20 protein-coding genes are annotated in these 20,795 nt (G+C 67.8%); 10 read left to right on the forward strand and 10 right to left on the reverse strand.

The features are described from left to right. Positions 1–28: 28 nt before the first annotated feature. From pbpG to pssA, 4 genes are all read right to left on the reverse strand, one after another. Positions 29–1,009 (reverse strand): D-alanyl-D-alanine endopeptidase, encoded by a 981-nt coding sequence (gene pbpG, locus ASD35_RS05740; protein WP_235538250.1) that lies wholly within the window; start codon positions 1,007–1,009, stop codon positions 29–31. 397 nt (positions 1,010–1,406) lie between these two features. Continuing rightward, positions 1,407–2,948: a 2-isopropylmalate synthase gene (locus ASD35_RS05745; protein ID WP_056873922.1), complete on the reverse strand. Its 1,542-nt coding sequence runs from the start codon at positions 2,946–2,948 to the stop codon at positions 1,407–1,409. Next, the gene (gene leuA, locus ASD35_RS05750) at positions 2,945–4,633 is read right to left on the reverse strand and encodes a 2-isopropylmalate synthase (protein WP_056874607.1); all 1,689 of its coding nucleotides are present in this window, start codon (positions 4,631–4,633) and stop codon (positions 2,945–2,947) included. Before leuA ends, ASD35_RS05745 begins: the two co-directional genes overlap by 4 nt. A gap of 190 nt (positions 4,634–4,823) precedes the next feature. Continuing rightward, a complete protein-coding gene (gene pssA / locus ASD35_RS05755) occupies positions 4,824–5,648 on the reverse strand; it encodes a CDP-diacylglycerol--serine O-phosphatidyltransferase (protein WP_056873923.1) in 825 nt (274 codons plus the stop codon). A 60-nt stretch (positions 5,649–5,708) separates the two neighbouring features. On the opposite strand from pssA, the gene ASD35_RS05760 reads away from it, so the two are divergent. Then, positions 5,709–6,128, forward strand: a complete 420-nt coding sequence (locus tag ASD35_RS05760; RefSeq protein WP_056873924.1) for a DUF1810 domain-containing protein — start codon at positions 5,709–5,711, stop codon at positions 6,126–6,128. A 58-nt stretch (positions 6,129–6,186) separates the two neighbouring features. Here ASD35_RS05760 and ilvC read toward each other — a convergent pair whose 3' ends face one another. The 3 genes from ilvC to ASD35_RS05775 form a co-directional block, all read right to left on the reverse strand. Further along, positions 6,187–7,203: a ketol-acid reductoisomerase gene (gene ilvC / locus ASD35_RS05765; RefSeq protein WP_056873925.1), complete on the reverse strand. Its 1,017-nt coding sequence runs from the start codon at positions 7,201–7,203 to the stop codon at positions 6,187–6,189. A 46-nt stretch (positions 7,204–7,249) separates the two neighbouring features. Further along, positions 7,250–7,741, reverse strand: coding sequence for an acetolactate synthase small subunit (gene ilvN, locus ASD35_RS05770; protein WP_056198275.1), 492 nt, complete (start codon positions 7,739–7,741; stop codon positions 7,250–7,252). Between the two features lie 164 nt (positions 7,742–7,905). After that, positions 7,906–9,690 carry an acetolactate synthase 3 catalytic subunit gene (locus tag ASD35_RS05775; RefSeq protein ID WP_056873926.1) on the reverse strand — a complete coding sequence of 595 codons (1,785 nt, stop codon included), beginning with the start codon at positions 9,688–9,690 and terminating at the stop codon, positions 7,906–7,908. Positions 9,691–9,920: 230 nt separating this feature from the next. Between ASD35_RS05775 and ASD35_RS05780 the strand changes: the two genes are divergently transcribed. The 7 genes from ASD35_RS05780 to ASD35_RS05810 all read left to right on the forward strand — a co-directional run bounded on the left by ASD35_RS05780 (position 9,921) and on the right by ASD35_RS05810 (position 14,172). Continuing rightward, positions 9,921–10,490 carry an RNA polymerase sigma factor gene (locus ASD35_RS05780; RefSeq protein ID WP_056873927.1) on the forward strand — a complete coding sequence of 190 codons (570 nt, stop codon included), beginning with the start codon at positions 9,921–9,923 and terminating at the stop codon, positions 10,488–10,490. Continuing rightward, entirely contained in the window at positions 10,487–10,957 is a 471-nt protein-coding gene (locus ASD35_RS05785; RefSeq protein ID WP_056873928.1) for a DUF3619 family protein, read from the forward strand. Before ASD35_RS05780 ends, ASD35_RS05785 begins: the two co-directional genes overlap by 4 nt. Positions 10,958–10,961: 4 nt before the next feature. Further along, positions 10,962–11,798, forward strand: coding sequence for a DUF3106 domain-containing protein (locus tag ASD35_RS05790; RefSeq protein ID WP_056873929.1), 837 nt, complete (start codon positions 10,962–10,964; stop codon positions 11,796–11,798). Then, positions 11,795–12,310 (forward strand): RDD family protein, encoded by a 516-nt coding sequence (locus ASD35_RS05795; protein ID WP_056873930.1) that lies wholly within the window; start codon positions 11,795–11,797, stop codon positions 12,308–12,310. Before ASD35_RS05790 ends, ASD35_RS05795 begins: the two co-directional genes overlap by 4 nt. Beyond that, positions 12,307–12,684 carry a diacylglycerol kinase gene (locus ASD35_RS05800; RefSeq protein ID WP_056873931.1) on the forward strand — a complete coding sequence of 126 codons (378 nt, stop codon included), beginning with the start codon at positions 12,307–12,309 and terminating at the stop codon, positions 12,682–12,684. Before ASD35_RS05795 ends, ASD35_RS05800 begins: the two co-directional genes overlap by 4 nt. 25 nt (positions 12,685–12,709) lie before the next feature. Further along, positions 12,710–13,495, forward strand: coding sequence for an AraC family transcriptional regulator (locus tag ASD35_RS05805; protein ID WP_056873932.1), 786 nt, complete (start codon positions 12,710–12,712; stop codon positions 13,493–13,495). 65 nt (positions 13,496–13,560) lie between these two features. After that, on the forward strand, positions 13,561–14,172 hold the full coding sequence (locus ASD35_RS05810) for a LysE family translocator (RefSeq protein WP_056873933.1): 612 nt from the start codon (positions 13,561–13,563) through the stop codon (positions 14,170–14,172). A gap of 58 nt (positions 14,173–14,230) precedes the next feature. Here ASD35_RS05810 and ASD35_RS05815 read toward each other — a convergent pair whose 3' ends face one another. Then, a complete protein-coding gene (locus tag ASD35_RS05815; protein ID WP_056198291.1) occupies positions 14,231–14,569 on the reverse strand; it encodes a P-II family nitrogen regulator in 339 nt (112 codons plus the stop codon). A 33-nt stretch (positions 14,570–14,602) separates the two neighbouring features. Next, on the reverse strand, positions 14,603–16,597 hold the full coding sequence (locus ASD35_RS05820; RefSeq protein ID WP_056873934.1) for an NAD(+) synthase: 1,995 nt from the start codon (positions 16,595–16,597) through the stop codon (positions 14,603–14,605). A gap of 98 nt (positions 16,598–16,695) precedes the next feature. Between ASD35_RS05820 and ASD35_RS05825 the strand changes: the two genes are divergently transcribed. Continuing rightward, entirely contained in the window at positions 16,696–17,874 is a 1,179-nt protein-coding gene (locus tag ASD35_RS05825) for a GNAT family N-acetyltransferase (RefSeq protein WP_056873935.1), read from the forward strand. Here ASD35_RS05825 and ppa read toward each other — a convergent pair whose 3' ends face one another. Then, positions 17,875–18,414 (reverse strand): inorganic diphosphatase, encoded by a 540-nt coding sequence (ppa, locus tag ASD35_RS05830; RefSeq protein ID WP_056873936.1) that lies wholly within the window; start codon positions 18,412–18,414, stop codon positions 17,875–17,877. It lies immediately after the preceding gene. 163 nt (positions 18,415–18,577) lie between these two features. Between ppa and ASD35_RS05835 the strand changes: the two genes are divergently transcribed. Further along, complete coding sequence (locus ASD35_RS05835) at positions 18,578–20,749, forward strand: sodium-translocating pyrophosphatase (protein WP_056873937.1); 2,172 nt, start codon at positions 18,578–18,580, stop codon at positions 20,747–20,749. Positions 20,750–20,795 lie beyond the last annotated feature (46 nt).

Genomic DNA, 20,795 nt, shown 5'->3' on the forward strand with positions numbered 1-20,795 from the left:
CGCCGCTTTTCAATGGAGTTGTCGCCGCTCAGAGCTTGGCCGACGCCGTCGTCGCTTCGCTCGGCCGTTCCGCCAGCCACTTGCGCATGCGCTCGGCATCGGCGATCCGCGATGCCTTGCCGCTCGAATCGAGGAACACCATGATCAGCTGACGGCCGGCCATGCGGGCCTGCATGACGACGCACTTGCCAGCCTCGTTGATGAAGCCGGTTTTCTGCAAGCCGATGTCCCACAACGGGTTGGACAGCAGACCGTTGGTGCTGCGGAACTGCACCAGGCGCTTGCCCAGCGCCACGCGAGCCTCGCGGGACGTGGACAGGTCGCGCAGCAGCGGCACCTGGCTGGTCACGTTGACGAGGGCGGCCAGGTCCTTGGCGCTGCTCTGGTTGCGGCTGGACAGGCCCGTCGGCTCGACGTAGTGCGTGTCGGCCATGCCCAGGCTCAGGGCCTTGGCGTTCATGGCGGCGACGAAGGCGGACAGGCCGCCGGGATAGTGACGGCCCAGCGCGTGGGCGGCACGGTTCTCGCTGGCCATCAGGGCCAGGTGCAGCATCTCGCCGCGCGTCAGCGTCGTGCCGACAGCCAGCCGGGAGCGCGTGAACTTCTCGGTGTCGATGTCCTCGTCGGTCACCGTCAGCTTCTCGTCCAGCGACAGGCCGGATTCGACGACGACCAGCGCCGTCATCAGCTTGGTGATGGAGGCGATGGGCAGCACCGCCTGGGGGTTCTTGGAGAACAGCACCTCGTTGGTGTTCTGGTCCAGCACGTAGGCCACGCTGGACTTCAGGTCCAGCGGGTCGTCCACATCGTGCAGGCCTGCGACCTGGCCGAAGGTCGGCACGGCGCGGATGAGGGGAGCGGCAGCCACTTTGCGCAGCACGACCGACTTGACCTTGCGGGTCTGCGTCGTGCTGGCTTTGGACTTGCTGGAGGTGGCGGCGGCCTCGGCAGTGCCCTGGAAGGACAACAGGCTCAGGCTCAACAGTGCGACGGTGAAAAAAGTCTTCAACGGGGTCCCCAACAGCAGGCGGCAGTGTAAGCGCCACCAAAAACACTGACAAGATAAGAACTTAAGTGAACTACCTCAAGTGAACTCTCGCCCTGTTTCTAGGGAAGGCACCGGGTTTGCCACTCGCTCTCTTCGTTTTGCAGCTGGCTCCAACGCACGCAAGTAGGCCTTGGCTGACGCCACGGCGGTATCGGGATCAGCCCCAAACCGCCGGCCTGCCGCACCCGCACGCTGCCTGCGGGTGACCTCAGGGCTGGATTCTGCGGGCGCAACGCCCGCCATGACCGATAAGCACCGGGGCGTTTGCGCGCCAGATTCCACGTCCCGCGGTAACGATCAAGGCCGGCGTGACGCGCATCACGCCGGTTACACCGCCTCCCGGCGGTCCGCCCCCGATTCAGCCTTGCGCGGCGACACGCTCGGTCTTGCTCTGCAGCTTGTTCAGCGCCGACAGGTAGGCCTTGGCCGAGGCGACGACGATGTCGGGGTCCGAGCCCACGCCGTTGACCACGCGACCCGCATGCTGCAGTCGCACCGTCACCTCGCCCTGCGATTCGGTGCTGCCGCTGGTGATGGCGTTGACCGAATAAAGCAGCATTTCCGCGCCGGACTCCGCCACCGACTCGATGGCCCTCAGCGTCGCGTCCACCGGGCCGTTGCCGTCGCTCTCGGCGCGGTGCTCCTGGTGGCCGATGGCGAAGACTATGGCCGCGTGCGGGCGCTCGCCGGTCTCGCTGCGTTGCGACAGCGACAGCAGGCGGTAATGCTCCTGCTCCGCCGTGACCGACTCGTCCATGACGAGGGCAATGATGTCCTCGTCGAAGATCTCGTTCTTGCGGTCGGCCAGGTCCTTGAAGCGCTGGAAGGCCGCGTTGACCTCGGCCTCGCTCTCCAGCTGGATGCCCAGCTCCTGCAGGCGTGCCTTGAAGGCGTTGCGGCCCGACAGCTTGCCCAGCACGATCTTGTTGGCTGCCCAGCCCACGTCCTCGGCGCGCATGATCTCGTAGGTGTCCCGCGCCTTCAGCACGCCGTCCTGGTGGATGCCGGATGCATGCGCGAACGCGTTCGCACCGACGACCGCCTTGTTGGGCTGCACGACGAAGCCGGTGGTCTGCGACACCAGCTTGGAGGCCGGCACGATCTGCGTCGTGTCGATGCCCACATCCAGGCCGAAGTAGTCGCGCCGCGTGCGCACGGCCATGACGACTTCTTCGAGCGAGCAGTTGCCGGCTCGCTCGCCCAGGCCGTTGATGGTGCACTCCACCTGGCGCGCGCCGCCGATCTTCACGCCGGCCAGCGAGTTGGCGACGGCCATGCCCAGGTCGTTGTGGCAGTGCACGCTCCAGATGGCCTGGTCGCTGTTGGGCACCTTCTCGCGCAGGCGGCGGATGAAGTCGCCATACAGCTCGGGGATGCCGTAGCCGACGGTGTCGGGGATGTTGATGGTGCCGGCACCTTCCTTGATGACGGCCTCGCAGACGCGCGCCAGGAAGTCGATGTCCGAGCGGTAGCCGTCTTCCGGCGAGAACTCGATGTCCCCGCACAGGTTGCGCGCGAAGCGCACCGCCAACGTCGCCTGCTCCATCACCTGCTCGCGCGTCATGCGCAGCTTCTTCTCCATGTGGAGTTCGCTGGTGGCGATGAAGGTGTGGATGCGCGAGCGCTGCGCGGGCGCCAGCGCTTCGGCCGCACGCGCGATGTCGCGGTCGTTGGCGCGGGCCAGAGAACAGACGGTGCTGTCCTTGACCGCCGCGGCGATGGCCTTCACGGCCTCGAAGTCGCCATTGCTCGACGCCGCGAAGCCGGCCTCGATGATGTCGACCTTCATGCGCTCCAGCTGGCGGGCGATGCGCAGCTTCTCCTCGCGCGTCATCGAAGCGCCGGGCGATTGCTCGCCGTCGCGCAGCGTGGTGTCGAAGATGATCAGCTTGTCGGTCATCGCACGTTTTCCTCTCGTTGTTTGGGCACGGCCACCGGCGCACGCGACAGGCCGGACAGGATGGCCTGCATGGACGCACGCACGATGCTGCCATCGATGCCGACGCCATGGCGCGTCACGTCGCCCACACGGATTTCCAGATAGGCGACGGCGCGCGCATCGGCACCGCTGCCGATGGCATGCTCGTGGTAGTCCAGCACGCGCACCTCGGTGCCCAGGCGGGTCGACAGCGCATTGACGAAGGCATCGATGGGGCCGTTGCCCTCGCCCTGCACATGGCCCATCCAGCCGCCCAGCACGACCTCGGCCGACAGGCGCATCGCGCCACCGGCGACCTCGGTCATCTGCGGCTGCACCACCGATGCGGCCGCGTCGCCGATGCCGTACTCGCGCTCGAAAATGGCGTGGATGTCGGCCGCGGTCAGCTCCTTGCCGGCGTCGTCCATGACGCGCTGCACGGCCTGGCTGAACTCGATCTGCAGGCGGCGCGGCAGCTCCAGGCCGTACTCGGTCTCGAGCAGGTAGGCGATGCCGCCCTTGCCCGACTGGCTGTTCACGCGGATGACGGCGTCGTAGCTGCGGCCCAGGTCCTTGGGGTCGATGGGCAGATAGGGCATGTCCCAGATGTCGCCGGCCTTGCGCGCCGAGAAGGCCTTCTTGATGGCGTCCTGGTGCGAGCCGGAGAACGAGGTGTAGACCAGGTCGCCCACATACGGATGGCGCGGGTGCACGGAGATCTGCGTGCAGTGCTCGACGCAGCGGCGCACTTCGTCGATGTCGGAGAAATCCAGCTGCGGGTCCACGCCCTGCGTGTAGAGGTTCAACGCGATGTTGACGAGGTCGACGTTGCCGGTGCGCTCGCCGTTGCCGAACAGGCAGCCCTCGACGCGGTCGGCGCCGGCCATCAGCGCCAGCTCGCCGGCCGCCGTGCCGGTCCCACGGTCGTTGTGCGGGTGGACCGACAGCACGATGCTGTCGCGGCGTTCGAGGTGGCGGTGCATCCACTCGATCATGTCGGCAAAGATGTTGGGCGTGCTGTGCTCGACGGTGGACGGCAGGTTGATGATGCACTTGCGCTCGGGCGTCGGCGCCCACACCGCCGTGACCGCATCGACGACGCGCTTGCTGAATGCCAGCTCCGTGCCGGAGAACATCTCGGGCGAGTACTCGAAGCGCCAGTCCGTGCCCGGACGCGCGGCGGCCAGCTCCCTGATCTGGCGGGCGTGCGAGGCGGCGAGCTCCACGATGCCGTCCTCGTCCTGGCCCAGCACGACGCGTCGCATGATGGGTGCGACGGCGTTGTAGACGTGGACGATGACGCGCTTGGCGCCGTCCAGCGCCTCGAAGGTGCGCTCGATCAGGTGGGCGCGCGCCTGCGTCAGCACCTGGATGCTCACGTCGTCGGGGATGTGGCCGCCCTCGATGAGCAGGCGGATGAAATCGAACTCGGTCTGCGACGCCGACGGGAAGCCGACCTCGATCTCCTTGAAGCCGATCTTCACCAGCTGCTGGAACATGCGCAGCTTGCGGGCGATGTCCATGGGCTCGATGAGCGCCTGGTTGCCGTCCCGCAGGTCGGTGCTCAGCCAGATCGGCGCGCGGGTCAGCACGGTGTCGGGCCAGGTGCGGTCCGGCAGTGCGATCGGTGCGAAGGGGCGGTACTTGAGCTGCGGTTGCTTCAACATGGTTTCCATCCGTGGGTGGGGTGGGGCAACCGGCAGCCTTTGAAAACACGAACGGCCCGCTGCGGTTGCATACGGGCCGTTGGGGTCAGAAGTGCGAAGGCGTGACTGACTAGCGAACCCGTGGTTCCTCTAGGGCTAGTAGCAGCAGGCCGGTCGCGAAATTCATGGGGTTGGAATCTAGCACAGAAGCCTATTGGTGCAAGCCACGTTCGTCGGGCTCGTCGGTGCTGGTGGAGATGACGCTGGCCGGCTTGCCCTTGGCCTTGCGCCAGGCATAGATGGCATAGCCCGACAGCCCGTAGACGCAGAAGATACCGAAGAGGACGCGCGACGGGTCGAGCGCCGCCAGGCCGATGCCCAGCATGATCATGACGAGCACGATGAAGGGCACGCTGCGCCGGCGGTCGAACACTTTGAAGCTGTAGAAGGGCGCATTCGTCACCATCGAAAGCCCGGCGAACAGCGTGATCGCGTAGGCCGCCCAGGCCGGCCAGCTGCCCGGCTGCACGCCGCCGTAATTGGGCTGGTCGACGACGGCCCAGATCAAGCCCATGACCAGCGCCGCAGCGGCGGGGCTGGGCAGGCCCTGGAAAAAGCGCTTGTCGACGACGCCGATGTTGACGTTGAAGCGCGCGAGGCGCAGGGCCGCGCCCGCGATGTAGACGAAGGCCGGGATCCAGCCCGGCTTGCCCATGTCCTTCAACGCCCACATGTAGACGATGAGCGCCGGCGCGGCGCCGAAGGCCACCATGTCGGACAGGCTGTCCATTTGTTCGCCAAAGGCCGATTGCGTGTTGGTCATGCGCGCAACGCGCCCATCCAGGCTGTCGAGGATGGCGGCGGCGAAGATGGCCACGCAGGCGACTTCGAAGCGGCCGTTCATCGCCATGACGATGGCGTAGAAGGCGCTGAACAGCGCGCCCAGCGTGATCGCATTGGGCAGCGCGTAAATGCCCTTGCGGCGGGGACGGACGACGATGCTGGGCTCGTCGTCCTCGATGGGGTCAGGAGTCATGGGCGGCAGGATAGCGCAGGGCCCGGGCGTCAAAGGGCCGCTCGCGCCTACGATGGCCGCATGCTCGCCGACCCGCTCGACCGATTCCTGCGCGCGCAGGAGGCCCACTACGCCAACGCGCTGGCCGAGCTGCGCGCGGGCCGCAAGACCGGCCACTGGATCTGGTTCGTGCTGCCACAACTGCGCGGGCTCGGACGCAGCCCGATGGCGAACGAGTACGGCATCGCGGACCGCGCCGAGGCGCAGGCGTATCTGGCTCATCCCGTGCTGGGGGCGCGGCTGGTCGAATGCGTCCAGGCCATGCTGGCCCACCGCGACATCGCGGCGAGCCGCGTGCTCGGCGACGTCGACGCGCTGAAGTTCCGCTCCTGCCTGACGTTGTTCGATGCGGTCGCCGACACGCCGGTCAATGTGTTCCGCCAGGCGCTGGCTGCGTTCTACGGCGGCCGCCCCGACACCGCCACGCTGGCGCTGCTCTGAAGGCAAAAAGGCCGGCGCCTCGCGGCACCGGCCTTTGCAATCAGCGCAAGGACTGCGATCAGTTCTTGGACTTGTCGACCAGCTTGTTGGCCTTGATCCACGGCATCATCGCGCGCAGCTTCTCGCCAACCACTTCGATGGGGTGCTCGGCCGTCAGGCGGCGGCGGCTCAGCAGCGTGGGGGCGCCGGCCTTGTTCTCGAGGATGAAGGACTTGGCGTAGTCGCCGGTCTGGATGTCCTTCAGGCACTGGCGCATCGCGTTCTTGGTGTCTTCGGTCACGACACGCACGCCGGTCACGTACTCGCCGTATTCGGCGTTGTTCGAGATCGAGTAGTTCATGTTCGCGATGCCGCCTTCGTAGATCAGGTCCACGATGAGCTTGAGCTCGTGCAGGCACTCGAAGTAGGCCATCTCGGGCGCGTAGCCGGCTTCCACCAGTGTCTCGAAGCCGGCCTTGATCAGCTCGACGGTGCCGCCGCACAGCACGGCCTGCTCGCCGAACAGGTCGGTCTCGGTCTCTTCGCGGAAGTTGGTCTCGATGATGCCGGCCTTGCCGCCGCCGTTGGCCGCGGCGTAGCTCAGGGCCAGGTCACGGGCCTTGCCGGACTTGTCGGCATGCACGGCGATCAGGTGGGGCACGCCGCCACCTTGCTTGTACGTGCCGCGCACGGTGTGACCGGGGGCCTTGGGAGCGACCATCCAGACGTCCAGGTCGGCGCGCGGCGTGACCTGGCCGTAGTGCACGTTGAAGCCGTGCGCGAAGGCCAGCGAAGCGCCCTGTTTGATGTTGGGCTCGACCTCGTTCTTGTAGACGTCGGCGATCTGCTCGTCGGGCAGCAGGATCATGACCACGTCGGCCGACTTCACCGCGTCGGCGATCTCGGCGACCTTCAGGCCCGCGCCTTCGGCCTTGGACCAGGACGCGCCGTTGCGGCGCAGCGCCACGGTGACCTTGCAGCCGCTGTCGTTCAGGTTCTGCGCGTGGGCATGGCCTTGTGAGCCGTAGCCGATGATGGTGACGTTCTTGCCCTTGATGAGGCTGAGATCGGCGTCCTTGTCGTAGTAGACGTTCATGATGGGTCGCTCCAGGAAAAAACTGTGGGTGTGGGGTGAAGACGGATCAGACGCGCAGGATGCGCTCGCCGCGGCCGATGCCGCTGGCGCCGGTGCGTACGGTTTCGAGGATGGACGCGCGGTCGATCGCATCGATGAAGGCGTCGAGCTTGCCGGCGTCGCCGGTCAACTCGATCGTGTAGGTCTTCTCGGTCACGTCGATGACGCGGCCGCGGAAGATGTCGGCGGTGCGCTTGATCTCCTCGCGCTCCTTGCCGACGGCGCGCACCTTGATGAGCATCAGCTCACGCTCGGTGTAGTTGCCCTCGGTCAGATCGACGACCTTGACGACCTCGATGAGGCGGTTCAGGTGCTTGGTGATCTGCTCGATGACCTCGTCGCTGCCGGTGGTGACGATGGTCATGCGCGACAGCGACGGATCTTCCGTCGGCGCGACCGTCAGGCTCTCGATGTTGTAGCCGCGGGCGGAGAACAGGCCGACGACGCGCGACAGCGCACCCGGCTCGTTCTCGATGAGCAAAGCAATGATGTGTTTCATGGGATCTCGTCCTTCGCGCTCTTCAGTGGCCGTGGCGGTAACCACGGCACCTTGGCGGCGGGTTCGAATCGTTGAGGGGATGCCTTGAGGTCGGCTGTGCGCGTCATCCGCCGCCGGCCTCGGCAAAGGCGGTAACCCTCGCCAAAACCGGCGGCTTCAGCCGGTCACAGGTCTTCCGACCCCAGCAGCATTTCCGAAATGCCCTTACCCGCCTTGACCATGGGCCAGACGTTCTCGGTCGGATCGGTGCGGATGTCGAGGAAGACGGTGCGGTCCTTGAGGCGCATCGCCTCCCTCAGCGCGCCTTCCACATCGCTCGGCTTCTCGACCAGCAGGCCGACGTGGCCATAGGCCTCGGCCAGCTTCACGAAATCGGGCAGCGCGTCCATGTAGCTGTGCGAGTAGCGGCCACCGTAGTCCAGCTGCTGCCACTGGCGCACCATGCCCAGGTAGCGGTTGTTCAGAGAGACGATCTTGACCGGCGTCTGGTATTGGAAGCAGGTCGACAATTCCTGGATGCACATCTGGATGCTGCCTTCACCGGTGATGCAGAACACGTCCGCCTCAGGCTTGGCCAGCTTGATGCCCATCGCGTAGGGCAGGCCCACGCCCATCGTGCCCAGGCCGCCCGAGTTGATCCAGCGGCGCGGCTCGTCGAACTTGTAGAACTGCGCGGCCCACATCTGGTGCTGGCCCACATCGCTGGTGATGTAGGTGTCGCGGTCGCGCGTGAGCTTCCACAGCGTGTCGACGACCATCTGCGGCTTGATGACCTCGTCCGACGCCTTGTAGGCCAGGCAGTCCTTGCGGCGCCAATCGTTGATCTGGTTCCACCATGCACCGATGGCGCTCGCATCCGGCTTGGCCTGCGCTTCCTTCAGCTGGGCGATCAGCTCCTGCAACACATCCTTCACGTCGCCCACGATGGGGATGTCGACGCGCACGCGCTTGGAGATCGACGACGGGTCGATGTCGACGTGGATGATCTTGCGCTCGACCGAACCGAAGTGCTTGGGGTTGCCGATGACGCGGTCATCGAAGCGTGCGCCCACGGCCAGCAGCACATCGCAGTGCTGCATGGTCATGTTGGCCTCGTACGTGCCGTGCATGCCCAGCATGCCCAGGAAGCGCGGGTCGGTGCCGGGCATCGCACCCAGGCCCATCAGCGTGTTCGTGCAGGGGAAGCCGAGCAGGTCGACCAGCTCGCGCAGTTCGGCCGTCGCTTCGCCGAGGATGACGCCGCCGCCGGTGTAGATGTAGGGCCGCTTGGCTTGCAGCAGCAGCTGCACGGCCTTGCGGATCTGGCCGCTGTGGCCCTTCTTGACCGGGTTGTAGGAGCGCATCTCGATGCGATCCGGGTAGCTGAACGTCGTGCGAGCCAGCGACACGTCCTTCGGGATGTCCACGACCACCGGGCCGGGACGGCCCGTGCGGGCGATGTGGAAGGCCTTCTTCAACGTGACGGCCAGGTCGCGCACGTCCTTGACGAGGAAGTTGTGCTTGACGATGGGGCGCGTGATGCCGACGGTGTCGCACTCCTGGAAGGCGTCCAGGCCGATCGCCGGCGTGGGGACCTGGCCGGTGATGATCACCATCGGGATCGAGTCCATGTACGCGGTCGCGATGCCGGTCACGGCATTCGTCACACCGGGGCCCGAAGTGACCAGCGCCACACCGACTTCGCCGGACGCGCGGGCGAAGCCGTCTGCGGCATGCACGGCGGCCTGCTCATGACGGACGAGCACGTGCTGGATGCTGTCCTGCTTGTAGAGCGCGTCGTAGATGTAGAGCACCGCGCCGCCCGGGTAACCCCAGAGATGGCGCACCCCTTCGGCCTGCAGGCAGCGAACGAGGATCTCGGAGCCATTGAGCTCCGTCGGTGTTTGGGAGGGGGAGGAATTCGGCTGCGCCAGGGCGGCGCGCTTGATATCCGCGGCAGACATGTCCATTTTTAGAACCTCTGTGAATTTCTCTAACGAAAAACCATTGGTGCCCCTCTTCTCGCCCTCGTGAGGCGGATTCGGAACCTGCGCGATCAACCGATGGAGCCCCAGTCGGGCGGCCACGGAGAGACCATTGACTCTTTGTGCGAAGCAGCATTATGCCGGGCAAAATCGTGTGAGCCTTCGTATCAGACGAATGCCATAATCCGCGCTGCCGCCCGGACCCCTGCCCAGCCTTGGCCACAGACAAAGAACTCAACGATTTCCTGCGTGCCGTGGACCGCCGCGCGTTCAAGCGCACGGCCTACGTCGTCCGCGACGACGATGCCGCCCTGGACATCGTGCAGGACGCCATGATCAAGCTGGCCGAGAACTACTTCGACCGCCCCGCCGCCGAGTTGCCGCTGCTGTTCCAGCGCATCCTGTCCAACGCGACGATGGATTACTTCCGCCGCCAGAAGGTGCGCAACGCGGTCATGACGAACATGTCCGACTTCGAGGGCGGTGGCGACGCCGATGGCGACTTCGACCTGCTTGAGATCCTGGAAACCCGCGACGGCGCGTTGGGCGCACTCAGCGCAGCGGACGAGGTGAGCCGGGCTCAGATCTTGCAACGTATCGATGCCGAAGTTCAGGAACTGCCCACGCGTCAACGGGAAGCCTTCCTGCTGCGTTACTGGGAGGAACTGGATGTAGCCGAGACCGCCTCCGTGATGGGTTGCTCGGAGGGCAGCGTCAAGACGCACTGCTCTCGGGCGGTCCATGCATTGGCGAAGGCGCTCAAGGCCAAAGGGATCACGCTATGAAGTCGACGAATTTTTCCACCCCATCCGCCGAACTCGACGCTCGCGTCACCCGCTTTGGCCTGCGCGTCGCTGCCGGCCTGACCGAACGCAATGCCGCGCTGCCGCACGATGTGTCCGAGCGCCTGCGCTTCGCTCGCGAGCAGGCGCTCGCGCGTGCAGCCAAGGCCCGCGCCGCCAGCATCGCCGTCGTGGGCAGTGCCGCCCCGGCAGCCGTGCAGATGGGCTCGACGCTGGCCCTGAACGGCGGTCCGCGCGGCGCAGGCGGCAACGGTCTGTGGGCCAAGCTGGGCTCCGCCCTGCCGCTGGTCCTGCTGCTGGCCGGCCTGTTGCTGATGCAGCGCGGCCAGGTCAACGAGCAGATCGCCGCGGCCGCCGAGGTCGACACCGCCCTGCTCAGCGACAACCTGCCACCCGCCGCCTTCAGCGACCCGGGCTTCGCGGAGTTCCTCAGAGATGGGGAAGAATGACCGGATGCGCATGACCCGAGCCGCGTCGACGCGGCCCGCTCCCCTCCCCCGCCTGCTGTTGGCCCTGCTGCTCAGCGCAGCGGGGTTTTCTGCTTTTGCACAAGCCTCGGACGCGGCCACCGCGCCCGACGCCGCCGCGAGCGCGGCCGCCAACCCCGTCGCCCCAGCCAGCAAGGCGCGCCCGCTGGCCAAGCCCGTGGCGCCTGCGGCGCTGAGCACGCCGCCTGCCACCTGGAGCGGGCTGACCCCCAAGCAGCAGGCGCTGCTCGCGCCGCTGGAGCGCGACTGGGCGGGCATCGAGGATTCGCAGCGCAGCAAGTGGCTCAGTGCGACGCCCACGCTGGCGACGATGTCGGGCGAGGAGATCAAGCGCGTCCATGACCGCATGCGCGACTGGAGCCGCCTGAGCCCCGCGGAACGCGTCAACGCCCGCATCGGCTTCCAGGTCGCCAGACAGCTGACCGCGGAGCAGCGCGAGGCGCGTTGGGAGGCCTACCAGGCCTTGCCGCTCGCAGAGCGCCAGGCACTCGCCGACAAGGCCATCGCGCGCCGCCAGGCGCAGGCCGCCGCGCCGGTGCGCGCGCCCAAGGCGCTGGCCGCTCAGCCCAAGTCCAACATCGTGCCCGCCGCACCCAAGCTGGTGGCGCCGACGGCGGTCACGGGCAGCCTCGTCCAGGCCAAACCCGGCGCGACCACGGTGCTCATGACGCGCGCCGTCGCCGTCCCCCGCCACCAGGTCGCCGGCCAGGCCAAGGTGATCGCCGACCCCGATTTGGTCGACCCGAACACGCTGCTGCCCAGGATCCGCAAGACGCCGCCTGCGTCCGCCCCGGGTTCATGACCACGCCGGCCGTCACCGGCGCCACGCCCCCGGGCCTGGCGCGCCGTTTCGCGGCGGTGCTGTATGACGGCGCGCTGCTGTTCGGCGTCATTTTCTTTGCCGGCTTCCTGTACTCCGTCCTTACGCGGCAGGACCACGCGCTGCACGGCCGCTACGGGTTGATGGCGGTGGCCTACGTCCTGATGCCCGGGCTGTACTTCGTCGGCTTCTGGACCCGTTCGGGCCAGACGCTCGCGATGACGACCTGGCACCTGCGCGTGACGGACACGCGCGGGCAGCTTCTGCGCTGGCCCCGGGCGGCGCTGCGCTACCTGTTCAGCTGGCTGTGGTTCCTACCGGCGCTGGCCTGCTTCAAGCTTGCGGGCCTGCAGGGCGGTGCCGCATTGGCGGGCTGCCTGGTGGCTGGCATCGGTGGCTACCTGCTGGTGGCACGGCTGCATCCTCAGCGCCTGTTCCTGCACGATGTCCTCTCGGGTTCGCGCGTGGTCACCCAACTTCCCCTGCGTTCATGACCAATCCGCACAAGGGCCGCACCGGCCTGGACCGCATCCGCCACGCCGCGGGCTACTCCTGGGCGGGCCTGAAGGCCGCCTACACCGGCGAGAGCGCCTTCCGCCAGGAGACCTGGCTCGTCATCGTGGCGGCGCCTTTGGCCTTCTGGCTGGGCCAGGGCTGGGTGCAGGTCGCGCTGCTGCTCGGCTCGCTGGTGCTGCTGCTCATCGTGGAGCTGCTGAACTCGGCCATCGAGGCCGTCGTCGACCGCGTCTCCTTCGAGCGCCACGAGCTGTCCAAGCGCGCCAAGGACATCGCCAGCGCCGCCGTGCTGATGGCGCTGCTGCTGGCCGCCGGCATCTGGGCCGGGGCCGCCTGGCAGCACCTGCGCTGACCCAGCTGTGCGACAGTCGGGCGCGATGAAGACGCGGCCCGGCTTCGAACTCCTGCGCAGCGGCGTGGCCGGCATCGAGGCCGTCGCCGCCGATTCGGCGCATGCGTTCGGCCGGCACACTCACGAGCAGTTCGGCATCGGCCTCATCGAGCGCGGCGCCCAGAAGTCGGCCAGTGGGCGCGGCGTCGTCGAGGCCTGTGCAGGCGACCTGATCACCGTCAACCCGGGCGAGGTGCACGACGGCAAGCCGGTCGATGCGACAGGGCGGCGCTGGCGCATGCTCTATCTGGACCCTGCCCCGGTACTCGATGCGGCGCGGGACATCGCCCCGTGTGCCAGCTTCGAGTTCACCGCGCCGGTCCTCCGCGACGCCGCACTGAGCCTGCGCTTTCGTTCTCTATTCGATGCGACAACGGCTGGCGGGGACGCACTGCAGTCGGAAACCGCGTTGCTGGCGCTGATTGCGCAGCTGCTCAGGCCCACACCGCAACACGCAGCACCCGTGGCGAGCATCGCCCTGGCGCGCGAGCGCATCGATGACGACCCGGCGGCCGCGCCGACGCTCGCTGCCTTGGCCGCCGAGGCCGGCCTGAGCCGCTACCAGTTCCTGCGCGCCTTCACCCGCCTGACCGGCCTGCCGCCACATGCCTACCTGCTGCAGCGCCGTGTGCAGCACGCACGGCAACTGGTGCGGCGCGGCCTGCCGCTGGCGGATGCAGCGGCGGCGAGCGGCTTCGCGGATCAGAGCCACATGACGCGCTGCTTCGTGCGCAGCCTCGGCATGACGCCCGGCGCGTTCGCTCGGCCCTGAAATTTCGTTCAAGACCGCGCCGCGGTCGGCGGCGCAGCATGGGCCTCCCTTGAAGGAGCGCCTGCATGAACCTCGAATTCCTGACCGTCTCGCTGCTCGTCGTCGCCTCGCCCGGCACGGGTGCTGCAGTGACCATCGCCACCGGCCTGTCGCGCGGCGCGCGCACGGCCGCCATCGCAGCGCTGGGCTGCACGCTGGGCATCGTGCCCCACATGCTGGCCGCCGTGACCGGGCTGGCCGCGCTGCTGCACGCCAGCAGCCTGGCTTTCGAAGTGGTCAAGTTCGCGGGCGTCGCCTACCTGCTCTACCTGGCCTGGATGACCTGGCGCGAGCAGGGCGTCCTCAGGGTCGAGCCCGATGGCGCCACGCGCTCGGACTGCGCGGTCATCCGGCACGCCGTGCTGGTGAACCTGCTCAACCCCAAGCTGTCGATGTTCTTCCTGGCTTTCCTGCCGCAATTCATCGCCCCGGACGACGCCGCGCCGACCGTCACGATGCTGCAGCTGTCGGCCATCTTCATGGCCATGACCTTCGTGGTGTTCGCGCTCTACGGCGCCTTCGCGGCGCGCATGCGCGAGCACGTGTTGGGCAGCCCGACCACGATGACTTGGCTGCGGCGCAGCTTCGCGGCGACTTTCGTGGGCCTGGGCGTCAAGCTGGCGCTAACGACGCGCTGACGTATTGCGGGCCGAGCGCCGGGCCGCTCCCAAGCCGGCCCGTCAGGCGAGGGGCACGTCAAACCGCAGCTTCGTCCGTCTCGCCCGTGCGGATGCGCACCACCTGCTCGACCGGCAGCACGAAGATCTTGCCGTCGCCGATCTTGCCGGTCTTGGCGGCCTTCAGGATGGCGTCGATGCAGCGGTCAACCTCGTCGTCCTTCACGACGACCTCGACCTTGACCTTGGGCAGGAAGTCGACGACGTACTCGGCGCCGCGGTACAGCTCGGTGTGGCCCTTCTGGCGGCCGAAACCCTTGACCTCGGTGACCGTCAGGCCCGAGGCGCCCACCTCGGCCAGCGCCTCGCGGACCTCGTCGAGCTTGAAGGGTTTGATGATGGCGGTAATCTGCTTCATGGGGCGAGGCTCCTGATTTCGTCTGGCGTCGATTTAAGCATGTTCATCGGGAATCCGGTCCAGGTCCGCCAGCCACACAGCGGCCTCGGAATCGCTGGGTGCACGCCAGTCGCCGCGGGGGGACAGCGAGCCGCCGCTGCCGACCTTGGGTGCGTTCGGCACGCAGCTGCGCTTGAACTGGCTGCCCTTGAAGAAGCGCTGCACGAAGATGCGCAGCACGCGCTTGATCTCGGCGAGCGCATAGGTGTCGTGCCAGGCGTGCTGCGCCAGGAAGGCGATCTTGGCCGGCGCGTATCCGTAGCGGAGCGTGGAGAAGAGGTTGAAGTCCTGCAGTGCATAGGCTCCGACGGTGGCCTGCGTGCTCTGCAGGCTGCCGGGCACGAGCTCGGGGCTGATCTCCGTGTCGAGGATGTCCAGCAGCACCTGCGTGTCGGTGCCGGCACCGAGCAGGCCGCGCTCGGCCACCCAGCGCACCAGGTGTTGGATCAGCGTCTTGGGCACGCTCGCATTGACGTTGTAGTGCGACATGTGGTCGCCCACGCCATAGGTGCACCAGCCCAGCGCCAGTTCGGACAGGTCACCGGTGCCGAGCACCATGCCGCCCTCCAGGTTGGCCAGGCGGAACAGATGGCTGGTGCGCTCGCCGGCCTGCACGTTCTCGAAGGTGACGTCATAGACGGGCTTCGCATCGCTGTGCGGATGGCCGATGTCCTTCAGCATCTGCGTGCAACTGGGCCGGATGTCGATCTCGCGCGCCTCGCAGCCCACCGCCGCCATCAGGCGCCGCGCCTGTTCGCGCGTGCGCTCGCCGGTGGCGAAGCCCGGCATGGTCACGCCGATGATGTTCGTGCGCGGCAGGCCCAGCGCGTCCATCGCGCGTGCCGCGACGATCAGCGCCTGCGTGGAATCCAGCCCGCCCGAGATGCCGACGACGAGCTTGTGGACGCCGCTGGAGGCCAGGCGCTGCGTCAGGCCCTGGACCTGGATGTTGTAGACCTCCTGGCAGCGCTCGTCGCGGCGGCCGGGGTCCGCGGGCACATAGGGGAAGCGCTCGACGCGGCGGCGCAAGGCCAGCGGTTTGTCGCGATCCAGATCCAGCCTGAAATCGACATGGCGGAAGGCGGCCAGCTGCGCCGCATGCAGGCGCACAGACTGGCCGAAGCTGGTTTGCCGCATGCGCTCGCGGGCCAGGCGTTCGAGGTCCACGTCCGCCGTCACGAGCTGCGAGCGGCGCTGGAAGCGCTCGGACTCGACGAGCAGCTCGCCGTTTTCGCAAATGAGGGCCTGGCCGTCCCAGGCGAGGTCGGTCGTCGACTCGCCGGCACCGGCCGACGAGTAGACATAGGCCGCCAGGCAGCGCGCCGACTGCTGCGACACCAGCTGGCGCCGGTAGCCGGCCTTGCCGATGACGACGTTGGACGCCGACAGGTTGACGAGCACGGTCGCCCCGGCCAGCGCCGCGAAGGACGACGGCGGGATCGGCGTCCACACGTCCTCGCAGATCTCCACATGCAGGCGCAGCAGCGGCAGGTCCTCGGCGGTGAAGATCTGGCGGCTGCCGAAGGGCACCTGCTGGCCCAGCAGCGAGACGGTGGCCACGGTCGCCTCCTCGCCCGAGCTGAACTGGCGCGCCTCGTAGAACTCACCGTAGTTGGGCAGGAAGGTCTTGGGCACCACACCCAGGATGCGGCCGCGCTGCAGCACGACGGCGCAGTTGAACAGGCGCTGCTCGACGCGCAGCGGCATGCCGACGACAGCGACGGTGGGCAGCGCCGCGCTGGCGGCCAGCACGGCGGCCAGGGCCGCCTCGCAGCCGTCGAGCAGTGCGCGCTGGTGGAAGAGGTCGTCGCAGCTGTAGGCCGACAGGCCCAGCTCCGGAAAGGCCATGACGGCCACGTCGTCGGCCGCGGCCTGCTTCAGCAACGAAATTGTATGTTCGGCATTGAAGACGGGATCGGCCACGCGGCACAGGGGCAGGCCCACGGCCAGTCGGGCGAAGTCGTGGCTGTAGAGGTTGTCGAAGCGCATGGGCGTCATCCTGCCATCAAGCGGGCCCTGCGCACCGCCGGTGCGGGCGATGCCCGACAGTTTTCAGTGGCCTGGCCCGGCCCTATAGAGTGGATGCCATGCCCACCATCCGCGTCGACGACTCACCGGCCGCCTTGGCACCCGACGCCTGGAATCGCCTGCTGGCCGCGTCTGCACAGCCCACGCCGTTCATGCGACACGAGTACCTGCAGGCGCTGCACGACTCCGGCTCGGCCGTGGCCGGCACCGGCTGGCAGCCGATGTTCCTGAGCGTCTGGGACGACGCGCGCTTGGTCGCCGCCTGCCCGGCCTGGCTGAAGACGCATTCCTACGGCGAGTACGTGTTCGACTGGGCCTGGGCCGATGCCTACCGCCGCCATGGCCTGCGCTACTACCCCAAGCTGCTGGTGGCCGTGCCGTTCACGCCGGTGCCGGGCAGCCGGTTGCTGGCGGTGGACGACGCCTCGCGCCTGCTGCTGGCCCAGGCGCTGCGGGGCCTGGCCGGCGAGACGCACGCCTCGTCGCTGCACGTGCTGTTCGGCGACCCGGCCGACCAGGCAGCGCTGGCAGCCGCCGGCTGCACCGCGCGCGCCGGTGTGCAGTTCCACTGGACCAACGGCGGCGATGCCGACTTCGCTGCCTTCCTGGCGCGCCTGCAGCGCGACAAGCGCAAGAAGATCCAGCAGGAGCAGCGCCGCGTGCGCGAGGCCGGCGTCGTGTTGGAGGCTCGCGAGGGCGCAGCCATCTCGCCCGCAGACTGGGACTTCTTCTACCGCTGCTACCAGCAGACCTACCGCGAACACCACAGCACGCCCTACCTCAGCCGCGACTTCTTCGCCCGCATGGCCAGCGACATGCCGGCGCACTGGCTGATGTTCACGGCGCGGCAAGGGGGCGAGCGCGTGGCCTGCTCGCTGATCGCGCTGGACCCGCAGCGCCGCGCCGCATTCGGCCGCTACTGGGGCGCCGTCGAGCACATCCCCCACCTGCACTTCGACGCCTGCTACTACCAGCCGCTGGCCTGGTGCATGGCCCACGGCTACCAGCGCTTCGAGGGCGGCGCGCAAGGCGAGCACAAGATGGCGCGCGGCCTGATGCCCACGCCCACGGCGTCCAGCCACTGGCTGGCGCATCCCGCGTTCGCCGACGCGGTCAACGACTTCCTGGCCCGCGAGGGCGAGGCAATCGCGGGCTACGTCGACGAGCTCGGCGAACACACGCCGTTCAAAACAAAAAACGCCGCGGATGCGGCGTCTTCGAGGGCAGGCGAAAGCTGATTACTTCGCCAGCGTCTTGGCGTAGTTCGCCATGCCTTCGGTGATTTCGGACTTGGCCTTCTCCGGGCCTTCCCAGCCCTTGACCTTGACCCACTTGCCGGCTTCCAGGTCCTTGTAGTGCTCGAAGAAATGCTGGATGGCCTTGATGCGCATCGGGTTCACGTCCTCGATCTTCTCCCAGTGGCTGTACATGGGCAGGATCTTGTTGGTCGGCACGGCCAGCAGCTTGGCGTCGCCGCCGGCCTCGTCGTCCATCATCAGCACGCCCAGCGGGCGGCAGGTGACGACGACGCCGGGCGTCAGCGCGAACGGGGTGATGACCAGCACGTCCACCGGGTCGCCGTCGTCGGCCAGCGTCCTGGGGATGTACCCGTAGTTGCACGGGTAGTACATCGGCGTCGTCAGGAAGCGATCGACGAACAGCGCACCGCTGTCTTTGTCGACCTCGTACTTAATCGGGTCGGCATTCATCGGGATCTCGATGATGACGTTGAACTCGTCGGGCGCCTTGGCGCCGGGGGTCACGTTGTGCAGGCTCATGGTCGTCGTTCTTGGGGGCTGGAAAACCCGCATTCTAGATTTCCCGTACTGCACTGGTAAACGCGCAAGCCCGGGGCGAAACCCGGCCCTTAAGCTCAAACCGCCGAGCCCAGGCATACCCTGCCCCGGGCCATGGATCACACGCTAAACAGGAGACTCATACATGTCGACGGAAATGGCGCTGTACTTCGCGCTGGCCTGCGGCCTCGCGGCCGTTCTTTATGGCTTCATTCAACGAAGCTGGATCCTGAGCCAAGACGCGGGCAACGCCCGCATGCAGGAGATCGCAGCGGCGATCCAGCAGGGCGCTGCCGCCTACCTGGGCCGCCAGTACCGCACCATCGCCATCGTCGGCGTCGTGCTGGCCATCGCGATCGCGGTGTCGGGCCTGGGCACGACGACGGCCGTCGGCTTCGTCATCGGCGCGGTGCTGTCGGGCATCTGCGGCTTCATCGGCATGAACATCTCGGTGCGCGCCAACGTGCGCACCGCGCAGGCGGCCTCCAAGGGCATCGGCCCGGCGCTGGACGTGGCCTTCAAGGGCGGCGCCATCACCGGCATGCTGGTCGTGGGCCTGGGCTTGCTGGGCGTGGGCGGCTTCTACATGGCCATCGGCGGCGGGCATGACAGCGCGGCGCTCAAGCCCATGCTGGGCCTGGCCTTCGGCTCCTCGCTGATCTCCATCTTCGCGCGCCTGGGCGGCGGCATCTTCACCAAGGGCGCGGACGTCGGCGCCGACCTGGTCGGCAAGGTCGAGGCGGGCATCCCCGAGGACGACCCGCGCAACCCGGCCGTGATTGCCGACAACGTGGGCGACAACGTCGGCGACTGCGCTGGCATGGCGGCCGACCTGTTCGAGACCTATGCCGTCACGCTGATCGCCGCGATGGCGCTGGGCGCCCTGATGGTGACCGGCAGCAGCGCGATGGCCGGCGTCGTCTACCCGCTTGCATTGGGTGGCGTGTCCATCATCGCGTCCATCATCGGCTGCTACTTCGTCAAGGCCAGCCCCGGCATGAAGAACGTGATGCCGGCGCTGTACAAGGGCCTGATCGTGGCCGGGGTGCTGAGCCTGATCGCCTTCTTCTTCGTGACCCGCGCGATGTTCCCCGGCGACATCCAGCTCGCCGGCGGCGGCACGACCAACGCCATGGCGCTGTTCGGCGCCTGCGCGGTGGGCCTGATCCTGACCGCGGCGATGGTCTGGATCACCGAGTACTACACCGGCACCCAGTACCACCCGGTGCAACACGTGGCGCAGGCCTCCACCACCGGCCACGGCACCAACGTCATCGCGGGCCTGGGCGTGTCGATGAAGTCCACCGCCTGGCCGGTGCTGTTCGTCTGCGCGGCCATCTACTCGGCCTATGCGATGGCGGGCCTGTACGGCATCGCGGTGGCGGCCACCTCCATGCTGAGCATGGCCGGCATCGTCGTTGCGCTGGACGCCTACGGCCCCATCACCGACAACGCCGGCGGCATCGCCGAGATGGCCGAGCTGCCCGAGAGCGTGCGCGACGTCACCGACCCGCTGGACGCCGTGGGCAACACGACCAAGGCCGTCACCAAGGGCTATGCCATCGGCTCCGCCGGCCTGGCGGCGCTGGTGCTGTTTGCCGACTACACGCACGCGCTGGAAGCGCGCGGCATGCATGTCAGCTTCGACCTGTCGGACCACAAGGTCATCCTGGGCCTGTTCCTCGGCGGCCTGATCCCCTACCTGTTCGGTGCCATGGCGATGGAGGCGGTGGGCCGCGCGGCGGGCGCCGTCGTCGTCGAGGTGCGCAAGCAGTTCGCCGACGGCGCCATCATGGCCGGCCAGCGCAAGCCCGACTACAGCGCCGCGGTCGACATGCTGACCACCGCGGCCATCAAGGAAATGATCGTGCCGTCGCTGCTGCCGGTGGCCGCGCCCATCATCGTGGGCCTCGTCCTCGGCCCGGCGGCGCTGGGCGGCCTGCTCATGGGCACCATCGTCACCGGCCTGTTCGTCGGCATCTCCATGTGCACCGGCGGCGGCGCCTGGGACAACGCCAAGAAGCTGATCGAGGAAGGCTTCACCGACGACAAGGGCGTAATGCACAAGAAGGGCTCGGAAGCGCACAAGGCCGCCGTCACCGGCGACACCGTGGGCGACCCCTACAAGGACACCGCCGGCCCGGCCGTGAACCCGCTGATCAAGATCATCAACATCGTCGCGCTGCTGATCGTGCCGCTGCTGCCCCTGCCCTCCGGCAGCCAGGCCCCCACGCCCACGCAGGCGGCGGCAATGGCAGCGCCGGCCGAGCTGGCGGCCAGCGTGGCCGAGCTGCCGGCCTCGGCCGCATCCCAGTAGACCCAGGTAAATCCCCATGCGACGGCCCGTGAATTGACAGTCCACG

The sequence above is a fragment of the Pelomonas sp. Root1444 genome, from assembly GCF_001426885.1.
GTDB lineage: Bacteria > Pseudomonadota > Gammaproteobacteria > Burkholderiales > Burkholderiaceae_C > Pelomonas.